This window comes from Gordonia alkaliphila (assembly GCF_023017165.1).
GTDB classification, from domain to species: Bacteria; Actinomycetota; Actinomycetes; order Mycobacteriales; family Mycobacteriaceae; genus Gordonia; species Gordonia alkaliphila.
In genome coordinates, this window is record NZ_JALKBW010000002.1 from 164,720 (window position 1) to 180,268 (window position 15,549).

Here is a 15,549-nt window from a genome sequence, read left to right on the forward strand (position 1 = left end):
TGCCTAAAACGTTTTCTGACCATAAAGGATGGCGCCGTGACTGATTTTTCGGACCGACCGGATCACCCTGACTTCTGGCTCCTCAGTGAAGTCCTTCTGGATCTCGATGCGCAGTCAGATAGTGGTGCCGACCTCTCGGACATCTTCGCGCGAATGATCCCCGAAGAAGTCGCCCTCTACGCAGCTAGGCAGCGTAGCCTACGTGCTATCCAGGCAGGAATTGCGCCGCCGAGCGCAGAAATGGGGCTCTTCGGATCTCAGAGTGCGTTGATGCGTCCGGCGAGCTGGCCGGAGTGCAGTAGTGATCGCAAGATGTAGTGGTCGAGGTTGCGGAAGCCTTGTGCGATTCCGCGGAGGTGTTCGAGGCGTCCGTTGATGGCTTCGACGGGTCCGTTGGAGACGCCGGTGTCGAAGTAGGCGAGGATGTCGGCGCGCCTGTTCCATAGGCTTCGTCCGAGTTGAGCGAGCTCGGTCAGGCCGGCGGGTAGTCCGGTGCGGATCCGTCGCAGGATCTTGTACATGAGTTTCTTGCCCTCGCGGCGGTGTCGGTGTTCGTAGGCGGCGATGAGTTGCTGATACACCTGATGGGTGATCTCCACGGCGGCGTGTGCGTCGTGGCTGGTCAACGACTCGAACAGTCGGATCTTCTGCTTGTCGGTGAGGAGTTCGGTGCGGGTGTGCAGGATCCGGCGGATCTTGTAGAGCGGGTCGTCTTTGCGGCCGCGGTGCCCGCACACCTGCTGCTGGATCCGTTGCCGGCACTGGTCGAGTTTGCTCGCGGCCAGGTGTACGACGTGGAACGGATCCATCACCACTCGGGCGGTGGGGAGTTCTTCGGTGGTGGCGCTCTTGTAGCCGGTGAATCCGTCCATCGCCACGACCTTGATCCGATCCCGGAACTGCTGGTCTCGCGCCTGCATCCACTGCTTGAGGACCTGTTTGGATCGTCCGCCGATCATGTCGAGCAGCCGTGCCGGGCCGGTCCCGTCGATGACCGGAGTCAGGTCGATCAGGACCGTGACGAAACTCGGTTCCCCTTGTCCGCGAACGTGTTTCCACTTGTGCTCGTCCACGCCGAGGCAGCGGACCCCGTCGAGGTGGTCGCCGTCGTAGACCAGTGCTCGTGCGGCGTCTGTGGCGATCTGGTTGACCGTGTTCCACGAGATCGCGAGGTTCGCGGCCACGGCGGCCACGCTCATCTTGTCGACCACGATGCGCTGCAAAATCCAGCGTTCGGTCCTGGTCGTGACCACTGCTCGCGGTCGGGCGATGTGGTCGATCCTCGCGCGGAAGACCGACCTGGAGCAGTCGCTGGTGTGGCAGACGAACCGCGGAACCGCCACGTGCAGGAGGACTGGATGGCCGGCGGCGGGCGTGTCGGTCAGGACCCGTACGACCCGATCGCGTGGTTGACCTGCCATATTGCAGTCCGGGCAGCGTCGATCGGGGTCGAGGACCTCGCAGAAAATGTGGGTCCGGTCATCGGCGCCGACGGCCGCACCGGTGATCGTCACGCCCAACTCGACGGTTCGGCAGATCGTGTCGGCAACATCGGAAGTAAGCTCAGCCATGGGTCCTGTGGTGTGCGTCGGGGTTGTTGAGGAACTTCCATGATCACACCCAGGGCCCGCCTACATCTTGTGGTCGCCCGCGCTCGTCCCGAACCTCACCTACGCACTCTTAGATCCGAAGAGCCTCTATAACTCGATACGGACGAGGAGGAACACCATGACGATCCATCACGAACTCCGAGACGGAGGTGCGGTGTGCGGTGATGATCTCGCACACCTGTTCGTATTCTCGCACACAGAGGGCCGAGGCCGCTGGCATGGAGAGAAGACTGGCCCAGTCCTTCACGCGGACCGCCGACCTGTCCACCACAGAAGTCGTACGGGTTCTGGCCTCATCACCGAATCGCGCCGCCGCCCCTTCCCGCCGCGCGCCGCGCCGCCCCTTCCCCGCACCCCTTCTGTACCCACTCTCTCTGTGATGCCAGGTAATCAGGGAATGGCGGTGTCATAGCGTCGTAGCAACACTGCAGGCCACCAGGGGTTGCAGGTAGCACGACGGGAGACCCGGGTGGGGCTTGGACGGATGATGCTGACGGTGGCGGATCGAACGGAGATCGCCGTCGGCAGACGGGCGGGGATGACGGTCACCGCGATCGCCGAGCAGATCGGCCGGGACAAGTCGATCGTGTCGCGAGAGATCAAACGCAACGCCACCAAAGCCGGCACCTATCGCGTCATACACGCCGACAAGCAAGCGAAGGCACGACGAGCCCGCCCACAGACCAGAACGATCGACACCGACTCGGTACTCGCCGAACGAGTACGATCCGACCTGCGCGCATCGCGGACACCCAGACAGATCGCTGGCCGATTGAAACTCGAGTCCGAAGACTCCACAGTGGACCCCATGACGGGATCACCGAACGCCCACGGACGCCGCATTTCACACGAATCGATCTATCGGTGGATCTACGCTCTCCCGAAGGGAGAGTTGGCTGCTCAGGGCATCCTGCTGCAGTCCAAACGCACCGTGCGCACACCGAGGAAGTCGGCCGGTGAGCGATCAGCGCGGATCGTGGGCATGGTCAGTATCGATGACCGCCCCGAGACAGCATCTGATCGGCGGGTGCCGGGCTGGTGGGAGGGGGATCTGATCGTCGGGAAGGCCGGCCAGTCCGCGGCGGTAACACTGGTGGAACGCACGAGCCGGTACACGCTGATCCTGGGTCTGCCAGACGGGAAGAAAGCGTCGGGTGTTGCCGATGTGCTGATCGATCACCTGCGGGGACTACCGCAGTTCATGCGGAAAGGGCTGACGTGGGATCAAGGCACTGAGATGGCTGAGCATGCCAGCGTCACCGTCGCCGCCGACCTGCCGATCTACTTCGCTCATCCCCGCTCACCATGGGAACGACCTACCAACGAGAACACCAACGGCCTGATCCGCGAGTACCTGCCCAAGGGCACCGAGATCCCGTCCGACCAGCTCTACCTGGAAGCGATCGCCCGCGAGCTCAATGAGCGGCCACGCCAATGCCTGGGCTTCTACACCCCGAGGGAAGCCTTCGAACGCCTACTCAAAGACAACGTTGCTTCCACGATTTGACACCGCCAATCCCTGTTCTCCTGATTACCTGGCATCACAGAGAAAGTGGGTCTGCTGAAAGCAGAAAGAAAGAACAGTATGAGATTCACGAAGGGAGTCGGAGAGGTATCCGAGGATGTCCGGTATCGGAGGAAGCGTAGCGTACCGGAGATACCGGACATCCTCGGATACCTCGGAGACGACCGGAGTGAATCTCATACGTTTGAAAACGGATCAGGTATCTTGGAACGAAGTGAGGAGATATGGTTCTGTGGGATCAGATGAGGGATTGAAGCGAACCTGTGAGTGAAAGTCATCATCTGATTTCATAGAATCAATGATTCGTTTTCCTTTGCGGCGGGGACCGATTTTTGGAAAACCGCGACGTTTCTTCCCACGATGTCGCCACACTCTTCCCATACCCCCAGGTCAGAGAGGTGGGGGTGGGCCGGTAATAGTTCGGGGAGGCGATTTCGGCCATTTCGGCGGGAGAAAAACATAGGTTTTCTATCCCACGTTGTCGCACATCTGTGGAGATGGGGTGGTGGCAGGGCGGGAATCAGTGGAAGTGGGAGGTGGTCGAGGCGGTTTCGTCGGTGGCCGGAGGGTGGGAATCAGGAAAACGCGGAGCGGTGAATCAGGGAAGAAGCGGGTCGGGGAAGCCGGTATTCGCGGAGAACGTGGGGCGTGGGATGTGTAAGGGAATCGGTGATGCCAGGCTCTCGGGCGGGAAACGCCGCGATGACGAATCAGGGTGATGGTGATGCGAGAGAGGCCGGGATTTACGTGAGAGGCTCCCGTCCCCCACACACCCTTCTCACGACGCGAGCGATTTCATCTTCTGCCAGGACTCGTGCGCTTCCCGGATGTCGGTCTCGGTCAGCAGCAGGTAACCCCACTGGACATTCGGAGTCTTCCCGGAACTGTTCACGATGTTCGCCCAGACCTTCGCGGCGTTCTTCTTCCCCTGGACCTCGGCGGTCGGAGCGTCCTTGTCGGACTTGACTTCGACAAGCCACGCGCGCCGGACACCTTCGACTTCTTCGATCACCACGAAGTCCGGGTTGTAGGTACGGCCCTCGCGAGTCCAGGTAATCGGCAGATCGTTGCGGTGCAGACGCGCCCAGACGACGACCTCATCGGCGTTGTCGATCACCCGCGCGGTCTTGTACTCGGGAGAGGAGTCGAACGTCGCTGCCGGGTACAGCGAACGCTTCCACCCCTCGTAGGCCAGCGCGCGGTCGAACGTGGCGCGGTCGGCGGTGACGTACTCCTTCTTGGTGATGGTGCGCGGAGAGTCGAGCGCGGCGGTCAGCACCTCGTCGTCGTAGGTCACTCCTTGCGTCCCCGCGCTGAGCAACGTCTCGCGCACCAGACCGGAGGTGCGCTGCTTGGCGCTGTCGAGGTAGGCCGACAGGTACGCCGCCGCGTCGTCACCGATCCCGTCGATCACCGCGTCAGCGATCCGCTGCGCCGCGCCCAGTTCAGCCGTCTTCCTCGGCACGCCGGGGGTGTTCAGGATCGCGGTGATGAGGTCTTCCCGCGTGGTCTCCAACGGGATGTCCACGCGACCGGCGCGCACCGTCTCGGTGTCTGTCACCCCGGTCAGTTTTCCGTGCACGCTTTCCAGGCGCGTGCGCTTCAAGTCGTCGGAGGCCGAGACCCCGATGGACCTCCCCAGTTCGGTGAACGGGGCCAGGTTCGTGATCTGGTTGAGCGTGACTTCCGGGGAGATCGGTTTCTGATCGACATACGGCAGGACGATCTTCTCGCGGTCCGCGATCACCTCGAAGACGCGCGGCTTCTTCTCCGAAGCCTCGCGCGCCTGGCGCTCGGCTTCGGCAGTCACCTCTTCCAGCGAGGTGACCGAGACCGGTTCGGGGGCCGGACCGGGGCATCCACCCTCGCCGGAATCCTGAGCCGGCTCAGGGTTCACCGGGGCCGACTCTCCCTCTCCCGATGACGGGAAGATCGCCGGGGTGACCGGAGGGGTCTCTTCCTTCTCGATAACCGTGTTGCCCTCGGAGTCGGTGCGAGTGCTCATCCACACGGCGTAATCCACGAACTGCTCGTTCAGCGATTCGCGCTTGCGCAGGATCGCCTCGTACCGCTCGTGGGCCAGGACTTCCAGTGAGTCGAGGAACCGCACCCCGGTGTAGGAACCGAACGGCAGGCGCATGCCGCGTCCGAGAGTCTGCTCGGTCAGCACCGAGGAGATGGAGGGACGCATGGAGGCGATGACCCAGACGTTCTTCACGTCCCAGCCCTCTTTGAGCATGCCGACGCTGATGATGATCCGCACCGGGGAGGCCGGGTCTTCCACCGCTTCCAGTTTCGCCAGAGCGTCTTCCTTCGCGTCCCCGGAGAGGTTGGAATGGACCACCAGGGTCTTGCCGATCCACGCGCCGTTGTCGAACGCTTCGCTGTCGAGGATCTCGCAGAACTCGTCGGCGGCAGCAGTGGAATCAGCGATCACCAGCATGACGGGATTGACGGTCGGCAGACCGTTCTCTTCGCAGTAGGCACGGGCGATGTCGGCCTTGCAGCGCAGCAGCGTCACCCCGTCGAGCAACTTGGTCGTGGTGTCCTTGCGGTCATCGTGACGGGCCACCAGGACGGGAGTCTTGACGTACTGATCCCTGATCGCGTCAGCCAGCGGGTAGCGGTAGACGATGAGGTCTTTCTCCGAGTCGAGCGGGGTGGCGGTCATCCCGATCACCACCTCGGGGGTCAGATCGGTGATCGTCCGGGCGAACCCGGCGCTGCGGTAACAGTGGGATTCATCGGCCAGGATCACCAGGTCTTCGAGGTTCTTCAACCACTTGTAGAGCGATCCGCCGAGGGTCTCCTGGAACTCGTGGGTTGCGCGTCCCTCGCCGGACTTGGAGGTGAGCGCCTGGACGGAGAAGACGAACAGTTTGGTCTTGGTGGTGTCGGCCATCGCCGCGACCGTGGCCGGGGACTTGAAGTTGTCGGCTGTGACCAGATAGGGCCGCGAGACCATCGAGCCGGTCAGGGACTTGCGGTGGCCGGGGGTGAAGTTCTGGATCGTCTTGTGGCGGATGGTCCGGCCCGGTGCCAGGATCAGGAAGTTCCGCACCGGGGTCTCGATCTGCGAGAAATACTCGATCAGCCCAGCCATCACGTAGGTCTTGCCCACACCGGTAGCCGAGTCCACGACGCACTCGAACGGCGGCGGCTCATGGTCTACGTCGAAGTGCTGGGAGGTCGCCAGGGCCACCGATTCCAGGGCTTGCCGGTTCGGCTCTCGCAAGTCCAGGCGTGCGCTGATTTCTGCGACCAGATCGAGGTCGGCCAGGCTCGGGTAAGTCATCTCGGTCATCGGGTCTCTCCTTCGGCGGGAGCCGTGGTGGTGTCGGGCGCGGAGGTCTGGGCCACGTCACGCCGGAACGGGGAACGGGTGGCCTGAGAGCGCCTGTAGCGGTCCAGAACCGAGGCCGGGATGGTGTGGAGGGTCGAACCCTTCCGGGCCGTCCTGAGCGCGTCTGCGGCCTCGGGATCGACCTGTGTGGCCCAGACCGAGACCACCGCATCCTCGGGCAGCAGATCGGTGATCGAGGCGATGGTCGAGGCGCGCACCAGACCGTCGATGACGACGTACCGGGTCTTGCCCTGGGCGGCGGCGAAGATTCCCTCGGGGGCATACCGCACCCCCAACTGAGCACACATCGCTTCGGCCAGTTCCCCATTCACCGCCCAGTCCGCCAGGAACACGCGGCCTTGCTCCTCGGTGAACATGGACTCGCGGACGACCAGGTGCCGGAATCCCCCGCCACCGTGCCAGTTGGTCACCGTCTCGTCGCGGGTCTTGGCAGCCTTGCGGAGTGCGCGAGCGGCCTCGGGCATGAGGTCGATGGTGCCGGAGTCCTCGTCGTCTGAGTCCGCAGTCGTAGCCTTTCCGACCTTGCCCAGCAGCCGCAGCAGAGTCTTCTGCTCCTCGGGGTCCAGGGCCGGGGTGGCGGACTTGCCTTGGGCGCGGATCGCAGCGGCAGTCTTCTTGAACAGGTCGAGGGGGATCTCGACCTCCTTGGCGAACTTGCCGAGAACACTGAGAAACTCCTGAGCCGGCTCAGGTTCCACCCCGTCCGGCAACTCCACTCCCTCGGCGGCGATTCGGGTGGTCGTGGTGGTGATCCCGCCCGGATCGTCACCGTCGATGACCTTGCGGAGCCTGGGCAGTGTGTAGCGTGCGACGGTCTCGGGGAGCAGTTCGGAGGTGACCCAGCGACGGCCCATCTTCTGCGCCACGGCAGCGGTGGTGCCAGACCCCGCGAAGCAGTCGAGCACGATGTCGCCGGGGTTCGTGGCGATATGGATGATTCGTTGCAGCAGGCGCTCGGGCTTGGGAGTGTCGAAAGCATGATCGCCAGGAAACAGCGCTTTGATTTCCGACTTCGCCGTACGGTTCGATCCAACCTCGCTGAACTGCCACCAACTCGTCGGAACCGATCCTCCCGTAGGGATACGGAGTTTGAACCCTATTCCACCCTCACCACCGGACCGCAACACGATATCGGGCCAATTCCCAGCGGCATATCGCTCCCGAGCCTGTTGAGCGGCTTCATCTAGCGGCACGGCAAGCATGACGGCGGTGACAGCCTCACGGATTTGATCGACCCCGACTCCGCACACCTCTGCGCGAGCGTCAGCGTCGTTGATATCCCGCAACTCGTAGGGCGCGTACTCTGACATCTGCGCGAGAATCCAGTCCTGGGACTTCGCCCAGTGTCGGCTCTTTGTGGGATAGATGAGACGGCCAGTTATCGGGTGTTGAATGGCATGAATGTAGTCGTGGTGCTTGCGGTCACCCCGGACTGTTGGATTATTGTCAAACCATCGGTCCAGATCACCGTCAGGTGACGTGTACTTCGTGTCAAGCGCCGCCGCTCGATCCATTCGGTTTGGCCGCCAGTTTGCAGACTTTCGGTATACAAGCAATACGTCATGAGCAATCGAGACGCCCTGATTGTTACTACGGCTCGCATCAGATTTCTGCCATGCAACCTCAGCGACGAAGTTGTCAATCCCCAGCACCTCGTCCATCACCATCCGGCAGCGGTGAACCTCCACATGGTCAAGGTGAACCCAGACCGAGCCATCCTCGGCCAGCAGCGGCATGATCTGGTCGAGGCGGTCCCGGAGCATGGTCAGCCAGATCGAATGGTCGATGTTGTCGTCGTAGTTGTCGAACGTCTGTCCCGTATTGAACGGCGGGTCGATATAGACGCACCTCACCTTGCCGAGATACTCATCGGCGTACTCGGGAATCTTCGCCAGCGAGTCCAGGACGTGCATCGAGTCCCCGGTGATGAGCAGGTTGTCCGTGGTGGGAGCCGGGAGGTCGTCGGGGCGCTCCTCGGGGATGTCGGCCTCGTACGCGCCCATCTCATCCAGCAGCCGCACTTCGGCCACCCGGTAATCGCCGGGGTCCACGAACGTGTAGTCGTACTTGCCGTCCCCGACCGATAGGAGCGCCTTGTCCTTGTCGGTCCAGGTGAGTTCGAGTGCGCCTGAGTGTCGCGTGCCTGCCACGAGAATCGTCCTGTCTCTTGGGTTCCGGTTGAACAGTAGTGGAGCGGGTGTGAGCGCGGTCGGTGCCCACGCCGGTTGGTCGGTCGGAGGTCAGCAGGGGTAGGGCTGGCCGATGGCATCGCAGGCACCACGCTGGTTCGCCTCGCTCAGTTCCTCGGGCGAGTTGTAACCGATGTCGCCCTTCGGGGTCCAGGGACACTGTTCCATCAACTCACCGGTCACACTGTTGGCGACCCAATGACAGCCCTCGGGAAGTTCTGGCTGTGCCGCTTCGGGCAGCGGCTCGGTGTAGACCGGTTCCTCGGGGGCCGCTTCTTCGGGTGCCACCGGCCCCTCGGTTTCCTTCGCTTCGGATTCCTTGGCTGGCGGGGTGGCCGTGGTGTGATCGGACGTGACCGGTGATTCGGTCGTCGTACTGGTGAGCGGTGAGTGCGGGGCGGAATCGTCTACCCCTGATCCGCAGCCGGTAAGGACCAGGACAGCAGATAGGGCGGACAGGGCGGACAGGGCGAGTGCGGGTTTCGGATTCATCTTCATACCGGGAAACTAGGCTCCTGCGATCCTGGTGACCGCGCGCCCATAGGGGCGGATTTCCGGCTCTTCGGATCTAAGAGTGCGTAGGTGAGGTTCGGGACGAGCGCGGGCGACCACAAGATGTAGGTGGGCCCTGGGGTGTGATCATGGAAGTTCCTCAACAACCCCGACGCACACCACAGGACCCATGGCTGAGCTTACTTCCGATGTTGCCGACACGATCTGCCGAACCGTCGAGTTGGGCGTGACGATCACCGGTGCGGCCGTCGGCGCCGATGACCGGACCCACATTTTCTGCGAGGTCCTCGACCCCGATCGACGCTGCCCGGACTGCAATATGGCAGGTCAACCACGCGATCGGGTCGTACGGGTCCTGACCGACACGCCCGCCGCCGGCTATCCAGTCCTCCTGCACGTGGCGGTTCCGCGGTTCGTCTGCCACACCAGCGACTGCTCCAGGTCGGTCTTCCGCGCGAGGATCGACCACATCGCCCGACCGCGAGCAGTGGTCACGACCAGGACCGAACGCTGGATTTTGCAGCGCATCGTGGTCGACAAGATGAGCGTGGCCGCCGTGGCCGCGAACCTCGCGATCTCGTGGAACACGGTCAACCAGATCGCTACAGACGCCGCTCGCGCCTTGGTCTACGACGGCGACCACCTCGACGGGGTCCGCTGCCTCGGTGCGGACGAGCACAAGTGGAAACATGTTCGCGGACAAGGGGAACCGAGTTTCGTCACGGTCCTGATCGACCTGACTCCGGTCATCGACGGGACAGGTCCGGCACGGCTGCTCGACATGATCGGCGGACGATCCAAACAGGTCCTCAAGCAGTGGATGCAGGCGCGAGACCAACGGTTCCGGGATCGGATCAAGGTCGTGGCGATGGACGGATTCACCGGCTACAAGAGCGCCACCACCGAAGAACTCCCCACCGCTCGGGTGGTGATGGATCCGTTCCACGTCGTACACCTGGCCGCGAGCAAACTCGACCAGTGCCGGCAACGGGTCCAGCAGCAGGTGTGTGGGCACCGCGGCCGCAAAGACGACCCGCTCTACAAGATCCGCCGGATCCTGCACACCCGCACCGAACTCCTCACCGACAAACAGAAGATCCGCCTATTCGAGTCGTTGACCAGCCACGACGCACACGCCGCCGTGGAGATCACCCATCAGGTGTATCAGCAACTCATCGCCGCCTACGAACACCGACACCGCCGCGAGGGCAAGAAACTCATGTACAAGATCCTGCGACGGATCCGCACCGGACTACCCGCCGGCCTGACCGAGCTCGCTCAACTCGGACGAAGCCTATGGAACAGGCGCGCCGACATCCTCGCCTACTTCGACACCGGCGTCTCCAACGGACCCGTCGAAGCCATCAACGGACGCCTCGAACACCTCCGCGGAATCGCCCAGGGCTTCCGCAACCTCGACCACTACATCTTGCGGTCCCTACTGCATTCCGGTCAGCTCGCCGAAAGGGTCAACGCACTCTGAAATACGAAGAGCCAGTGAACTGCCGCGTAGCGCTCCTTGGTCTCAGCGGGAAGATCGTTATAGGTGCGTGGAATGCTCACAGGCGCGTCTCTCTGATCGTCGGGTGGCACGGAACTGGCCCGTGCCGTAGTTCATGGTTCCACAGTGTGCCGACAGCCCCAATGTCTCCGCAGGTGGGGCGGCCGGAGGAAGGGACCCCGGTCGCAGCCCTCAACGTGAGTTCATCCGACCCCCTGCCCCATGCTGTCGAGCGCGTGACCGTATTAGGGGCCGACGGGGCGCGTGTCGGCGCACGCGCAGTCGGGGCACGCCCCGTTCTCACAGTCACAGCCCTCGCACGGACAGCCGCAGGTAGCGCAGCTCTCCACGCCACACCCGCACGTCAAGCAAACGTCGTCGACGCACAGGCACGCCTCTGTGCAGGAGGAACACCCACACACGTCGCAGCAAGCGTCGCCAACGGCGACTGCGACGACTGGGAACTCAACTAGGGCGTCACAGCTAGACGCGGGGGCCGCCCGTGTCGTCGTCCCAGATGAGCCGGTACGCACTGTGCGAATCGGGGTGGCCGGCCTCCTTGGAGCAGATCCAAGTCCGCCCATCCAGGTCGTGGTGAGTGCTTTGGCACTGCACTCGCTGTCTTCTCCCCATGATCATGACTGCAGTGTTTCACCTGTCGCCTACGCCCGGCGCAGGTCGCCGATCCGGGCGCGATCGGGGCCGGTATCTCCTCCACCAGACGGTGAACTGGCGGATCCGGGAGGGCCCCGGCAACTGCGAAGATGTCCACCATCCATTGGGCTCATATGCGTGAGTCCTCACGACGCGGCAAAATGCTTCGTCACGAACTACTACCGCGAGAGAGAGGACTGGCAATGGGATTTACTCGGTACTGGACGAGGACAGAAAAACCTCTGACCGCAGAATTCCTCGGTGAGGTCGAGAGGATCATCGGGGCGGCGGGAGATAGGGGAATCAGTGTTCGGGGCCCTCTGGGGGACGGCGAACCGTTGATTAGCCGTGAAGAGATCATGCTTAACGGTGATGTCGAGAGAGAAGAGAGCTGCGAGACATTCCATCTCGGTATCCGCGGGGGTCGCTGCTTCTGCAAAACACGCGAAAGGGCGTACGATCCGATCGTATCCGACATCCTCCAGTGTGCACTCGGTTACGGCCTCGTCGTTGACGTAGGGTCCGATTAACGCGATCTCTCCGAGGCGCCTCAGTTAAGTGCGTGGTGAAATAGATGAAGAGAGAGGGAGCTCTGTGGCCGTAACAATGACCGAGCTGGATGTCGCGACGGAAGGGTATGTCCAAGCCCTTCTACTTACGTACCTCGATGACACACATGCGGATCACGATCAGGGGTCCGGTGACGGACCGTTTCTGGACCGCACCTACGTCGTCACCGACGTACACGCAAGCTACATGGAGGCGTGGCGCGAAGTCGTTGCTGCCTTCATCAACGAGAATGAAAGTGATGTACGGGAATACGTCGACGCCTTTTCTGATGGGAGAGAAGGGTGGTCGATGATCGGCTATGACCTGCTACTGACGCGCAGTGGGCACGGGCCAGGATTCTGGGACCGAGGATTGACCGACGTTGGGGGACGTCTGGCGGGCGCAGCACTCGCACTCGGGCAGGGCCCTCCCCTGGAAATTGCCAACGTATTCAACCGCGTCTAGGTGAATCTGCAGCGAGCGGGAGCGTCGGGCGCTACCAAAATGTGGTGCAGAAATAGTGGGAGTGAGCACCATCCGTGTGACAGGTGAGGTCCTGTCCGGGGCGACATATAGGCTACGCCGACAAGTCGCAGTGACAGGAAGAAGGGAAGAGGGCCAGATGAGCGACATCACTCATATTCAGTTCTGCGCGGACGATCAGGACATCTCGTCCGAGCCCTACCGTGAGCTCGACGCCACGGAGGTTCGGGTCTGGTCCGAAGAGGGAGTCGTCGTGGCTGTCAGCTCCGGCGCCGACGGCAAGTGGCACTACGAGTCGAGCGACTTCGGCCCCAACCCGGAGTGGGACACCGACGGAACCTTTGACAGCTGGGAAGAGGCGCTCCGTGCCTTCGGTTACTGACGCCTCGTCGAAGGAGGGGGCCGTGGCGGGCCGGCTGGGCGGCACGCCGAAAGGCGTGCGCGTGGGCAAGGCCGTTGTAGCGGGGCTCATTGTGGCGGCTGCCGCGGTCGGACAACTGTTGCCCTCTGGTGTAGGCGTCGCACATGCGGTGTCATGCGCTGATGTGCAGCTGTTGTTCGCCAGGGGGACGAACGAAGTGGGTGCGCCGATCGGACTCACAGGGCAGGCACTGCATCGGAGCCTGCAACTGCGGTTCGCAGGCAAGGACGTACGTGTCTCGCCGGTCAGGTACGCCGCCAGCGGTGACTTCCAAGAAGGAGTGGTGTTCCTGCGGACCGTTGCCGCGGGCGTGCGGAACGCCCAGCGGCAGATCAAGACGCTCACCGTTCGGTGCCCGCAGGCACGCATTGTGGTGGGCGGCTATTCGCAGGGAGCGGTAGTGGTCACCTACGCGGTGAGCGATCAGCTGGCCCAGGTGCCGGCGATGGTGCGTGAAGTTCCGGCCCCATTGCCGTCGCGTGTGGCGTCGCACGTGGCGAGTGTGGTGGTCTTCGGTCAGCCCTCCGACCGATGGTTCCGCGATGCGCACGTTCCACCGATGCGGGTCGGGCGCCTGTACCGAACGAAGGTTCGCGACTACTGCATCCCCGGGGACCCGATCTGCGATGGGGCTGGGATCCAACGGCCCAAGCCGGTCCACGGACTGTATGCGGTGAACGGTATGACCGCTGCCGCTGCCGCCTTCACCGCTACCCGGCTGTGATTGCGACGCGAGCGCGGGGAAGCGCCGATCTGGACCCTGTCGGGGCCGACTGTTAGCTTCGGCGCCATGATCACCACCGATGAACTGCGCCGCTGGCTCAACACGATTACTGACCCGCACATCGCGATCGATGACGGCGGACTGGCGCTGTACGCGCTCGACGCCGCCGGCCGTGAGACCGGGCCGTCGATCGAGCTCGGCGGAGTGCCCGCCGCGAGCGACTAGGGAAGGTGAAGACTCCGATGAACCAGGCCGACGGCGACGTGGACACTGAGTTGGTCTTCCACTTGGAGGGCGACGATCACGAGAGCCGCACGATTGTGGCGGCGACGGAATCCGAAGCGCGCACCTTATGTGCTGAGGGATTCAACTCGCAGTACGACGACGCTGACTATGACGGCTCCGAGTTCGACTTGCGCGGGGTGTACAAGCACGACGAAGACCTGTTCGACGACTTCGACGAAGAGATGGATGTCAGGGAACTGGTCAAAGTCGACCGCTGGGCGCAGTAGCCGCGCTCGATGTCAGGGGAAGGGAACGTGATGTTCCGATACTTTTTTGATCAAGACTACGGAGTGCCTGCGCACACCTTCGCGGCGCATGAACGTGCCGGGGACTGGAACGGATTTGTGGTTCCGCTCGTCGACGAAGCGACGCTCTTGGCGACCCTGGCCAGATTCAATGCGCTCGCCGAGGAAGACGACGGTGACTACTGCGCGAAGGCGGAGGTGGCGGCCGACGGAGAGATCACACTCTTCGAGTACGCACGCCCCGTCGGCGACAACGACCAACCGGTCGCCGCGACCAAGGTGCCGCGACACCCGGCTGGGTATTACGAGCTGTCGTTCGGCTGGACACTGGTCGCCGATGACCACTACGAGTCGTGACCGCACTCCGGCGGTCACGACTTCGGGACGCGACGGGGCGTTTCGCCAGTTCCGTGCCCCGACTGGGGATGGTCCGGCTGTCGGGCCGATGTGCCAGGCTCGGGACGATCGCCGCACACGACGTGCAGCACCAACTGAGGGAGTCTGACCATGGGGAATCGAGCACTGTACGTCGACGAGGCAATGCAGCAGCCCGACGGCACATTCACCGTCGTTGCCTCCGAACGCGGCGTCGCGGGATACGTCAACGTCAGTCCCGGATGGGCCTCCTTGGCCGCGGCAAAGGCATACGCGGACCAGGCAAACGCAGAACTCGGACTCACCCCGGAGCAGGCACGCGAGATCATCGCCTCCGCGATGGCCGAGCCGCCTGGCCGGGCGAACTGAAAGAACCGCAATCACCGGGGGTGTCCAACTGCCGGTAGAACCGCTCGCGGTCAGCTCTCGGAATCCGTTCAACGGTGCAGACCAGAGCCTTACAGACAGTGCGTTAGGTAAAAGGAAGGGAAGCGAATAGTGAGCGAAACGGTGACTGTAGGTGACGGCGGCGCAGCCGTGCAGATCTTCGCGACCACAGGCGCAGAAGACGGCGCTCTCATTATCGACATCGATACCCGAAATCTTCCAGCAGATCGGGTCCTGCGGGTGTACGTCAATGACGGCTCTGTCTATAGTGCGCGCATTGGGGCTGGCGACCATAATCTCGACTACATCGGCGAGTACATCGACGAAGTCAATTCGAAGTCTGGACTATAAAGTCCGAGGTGTTGACATTCGTTGGGTGTCACAAGGAATACCAAGAAGGAAGAATAGGGTATGGCTGAAATGATCCACTATGATCCGTTCGATACGGATGTGCGCGGTTGGTTTGAAATTGCCGAGAATCAGGAAAAGGTGGCGGCAAAGATCGCCGCAGAAGCTCGATCTGTATCGGATTCGGGTCCCTACTCGGTGGACTTGACGGAACACGCCATCATCGCAATATTCAGATCGCTCGGACCGGCGTGTCCCCGCACGGGCGGCGAAATTGAGATCGTGCGCAAAGCCTTCCATGACCACTACGGCCAGAACTCTCAGTACCGGATCGTTACGGGGTGAGATAGTAGCTGGCGTCACAAGAGAAGTGGCC

Annotated in this window: 15 protein-coding genes; 11 read left to right on the forward strand and 4 right to left on the reverse strand. The window is 62.7% G+C overall.

The genetic code is table 11. The features are described from left to right. Positions 1 to 257 precede the first annotated feature (257 nt). Positions 258 to 1,571, reverse strand: a complete 1,314-nt coding sequence (locus tag MUG78_RS17685) for an ISL3 family transposase (protein ID WP_246997576.1) — start codon at positions 1,569 to 1,571, stop codon at positions 258 to 260. Between the two features lie 526 nt (positions 1,572 to 2,097). Between MUG78_RS17685 and MUG78_RS17690 the strand changes: the two genes are divergently transcribed. Continuing rightward, positions 2,098 to 3,117 carry an IS30 family transposase gene (locus MUG78_RS17690; RefSeq protein WP_246996860.1) on the forward strand — a complete coding sequence of 340 codons (1,020 nt, stop codon included), beginning with the start codon at positions 2,098 to 2,100 and terminating at the stop codon, positions 3,115 to 3,117. A 796-nt stretch (positions 3,118 to 3,913) separates the two neighbouring features. On the opposite strand, the gene MUG78_RS17695 is transcribed toward MUG78_RS17690, so the two are convergent. The 3 genes from MUG78_RS17695 to MUG78_RS17705 all read right to left on the reverse strand — a co-directional run bounded on the left by MUG78_RS17695 (position 3,914) and on the right by MUG78_RS17705 (position 9,186). Next, positions 3,914 to 6,439: a DEAD/DEAH box helicase family protein gene (locus tag MUG78_RS17695; RefSeq protein WP_246997578.1), complete on the reverse strand. Its 2,526-nt coding sequence runs from the start codon at positions 6,437 to 6,439 to the stop codon at positions 3,914 to 3,916. Next, positions 6,436 to 8,649, reverse strand: coding sequence for a site-specific DNA-methyltransferase (locus tag MUG78_RS17700; RefSeq protein WP_246997580.1), 2,214 nt, complete (start codon positions 8,647 to 8,649; stop codon positions 6,436 to 6,438). The genes MUG78_RS17695 and MUG78_RS17700 overlap by 4 nt, the downstream gene beginning before the upstream one ends. A 90-nt stretch (positions 8,650 to 8,739) precedes the next feature. After that, positions 8,740 to 9,186, reverse strand: a complete 447-nt coding sequence (locus MUG78_RS17705; RefSeq protein ID WP_246997582.1) for a hypothetical protein — start codon at positions 9,184 to 9,186, stop codon at positions 8,740 to 8,742. A gap of 184 nt (positions 9,187 to 9,370) precedes the next feature. Here MUG78_RS17705 and MUG78_RS17710 point away from each other — a divergent pair, with 184 nt between their 5' ends. The 10 genes from MUG78_RS17710 to MUG78_RS17755 all read left to right on the forward strand — a co-directional run bounded on the left by MUG78_RS17710 (position 9,371) and on the right by MUG78_RS17755 (position 15,518). Beyond that, entirely contained in the window at positions 9,371 to 10,684 is a 1,314-nt protein-coding gene (locus MUG78_RS17710; protein WP_246997584.1) for an ISL3 family transposase, read from the forward strand. A 1,278-nt stretch (positions 10,685 to 11,962) separates the two neighbouring features. Next, complete coding sequence (locus tag MUG78_RS17715; RefSeq protein WP_246997586.1) at positions 11,963 to 12,370, forward strand: hypothetical protein; 408 nt, start codon at positions 11,963 to 11,965, stop codon at positions 12,368 to 12,370. A gap of 157 nt (positions 12,371 to 12,527) precedes the next feature. Further along, on the forward strand, positions 12,528 to 12,770 hold the full coding sequence (locus tag MUG78_RS17720; protein WP_246997588.1) for a hypothetical protein: 243 nt from the start codon (positions 12,528 to 12,530) through the stop codon (positions 12,768 to 12,770). Positions 12,771 to 12,792: 22 nt separating this feature from the next. After that, positions 12,793 to 13,533 (forward strand): cutinase family protein, encoded by a 741-nt coding sequence (locus tag MUG78_RS17725; RefSeq protein ID WP_246997590.1) that lies wholly within the window; start codon positions 12,793 to 12,795, stop codon positions 13,531 to 13,533. A gap of 66 nt (positions 13,534 to 13,599) precedes the next feature. Next, positions 13,600 to 13,758 carry a hypothetical protein gene (locus MUG78_RS17730; RefSeq protein ID WP_246997592.1) on the forward strand — a complete coding sequence of 53 codons (159 nt, stop codon included), beginning with the start codon at positions 13,600 to 13,602 and terminating at the stop codon, positions 13,756 to 13,758. A 17-nt stretch (positions 13,759 to 13,775) separates the two neighbouring features. Then, the gene (locus MUG78_RS17735) at positions 13,776 to 14,045 is read left to right on the forward strand and encodes a hypothetical protein (protein ID WP_246997594.1); all 270 of its coding nucleotides are present in this window, start codon (positions 13,776 to 13,778) and stop codon (positions 14,043 to 14,045) included. Between the two features lie 9 nt (positions 14,046 to 14,054). Next, positions 14,055 to 14,420 (forward strand): hypothetical protein, encoded by a 366-nt coding sequence (locus tag MUG78_RS17740; protein ID WP_246997596.1) that lies wholly within the window; start codon positions 14,055 to 14,057, stop codon positions 14,418 to 14,420. Positions 14,421 to 14,570: 150 nt separating this feature from the next. Continuing rightward, positions 14,571 to 14,807: a hypothetical protein gene (locus tag MUG78_RS17745; protein ID WP_246997598.1), complete on the forward strand. Its 237-nt coding sequence runs from the start codon at positions 14,571 to 14,573 to the stop codon at positions 14,805 to 14,807. A gap of 129 nt (positions 14,808 to 14,936) precedes the next feature. After that, on the forward strand, positions 14,937 to 15,176 hold the full coding sequence (locus MUG78_RS17750; protein WP_246997600.1) for a hypothetical protein: 240 nt from the start codon (positions 14,937 to 14,939) through the stop codon (positions 15,174 to 15,176). Between the two features lie 60 nt (positions 15,177 to 15,236). Further along, a complete protein-coding gene (locus MUG78_RS17755; protein WP_246997602.1) occupies positions 15,237 to 15,518 on the forward strand; it encodes a hypothetical protein in 282 nt (93 codons plus the stop codon). Positions 15,519 to 15,549 lie beyond the last annotated feature (31 nt).

What these genes read in the sequence shown, in the direction of transcription:
- MUG78_RS17735 (WP_246997594.1), top strand. Translation starts at nt 13,776, where the DNA reads ATGAACCAGGCCGACGGCGACGTGGACACTGAGTTGGTCTTCCACTTG.
- MUG78_RS17690 (WP_246996860.1), top strand. Translation starts at nt 2,098, where the DNA reads ATGCTGACGGTGGCGGATCGAACGGAGATCGCCGTCGGCAGACGGGCG.
- MUG78_RS17685 (WP_246997576.1), bottom strand. Translation starts at nt 1,571, where the DNA reads ATGGCTGAGCTTACTTCCGATGTTGCCGACACGATCTGCCGAACCGTC.
- MUG78_RS17705 (WP_246997582.1), bottom strand. Translation starts at nt 9,186, where the DNA reads ATGAAGATGAATCCGAAACCCGCACTCGCCCTGTCCGCCCTGTCCGCC.
- MUG78_RS17715 (WP_246997586.1), top strand. Translation starts at nt 11,963, where the DNA reads ATGACCGAGCTGGATGTCGCGACGGAAGGGTATGTCCAAGCCCTTCTA.
- MUG78_RS17720 (WP_246997588.1), top strand. Translation starts at nt 12,528, where the DNA reads ATGAGCGACATCACTCATATTCAGTTCTGCGCGGACGATCAGGACATC.
- MUG78_RS17740 (WP_246997596.1), top strand. Translation starts at nt 14,055, where the DNA reads ATGTCAGGGGAAGGGAACGTGATGTTCCGATACTTTTTTGATCAAGAC.
- MUG78_RS17710 (WP_246997584.1), top strand. Translation starts at nt 9,371, where the DNA reads ATGGCTGAGCTTACTTCCGATGTTGCCGACACGATCTGCCGAACCGTC.
- MUG78_RS17730 (WP_246997592.1), top strand. Translation starts at nt 13,600, where the DNA reads ATGATCACCACCGATGAACTGCGCCGCTGGCTCAACACGATTACTGAC.
- MUG78_RS17755 (WP_246997602.1), top strand. Translation starts at nt 15,237, where the DNA reads ATGGCTGAAATGATCCACTATGATCCGTTCGATACGGATGTGCGCGGT.
- MUG78_RS17745 (WP_246997598.1), top strand. Translation starts at nt 14,571, where the DNA reads ATGGGGAATCGAGCACTGTACGTCGACGAGGCAATGCAGCAGCCCGAC.
- MUG78_RS17695 (WP_246997578.1), bottom strand. Translation starts at nt 6,439, where the DNA reads ATGACCGAGATGACTTACCCGAGCCTGGCCGACCTCGATCTGGTCGCA.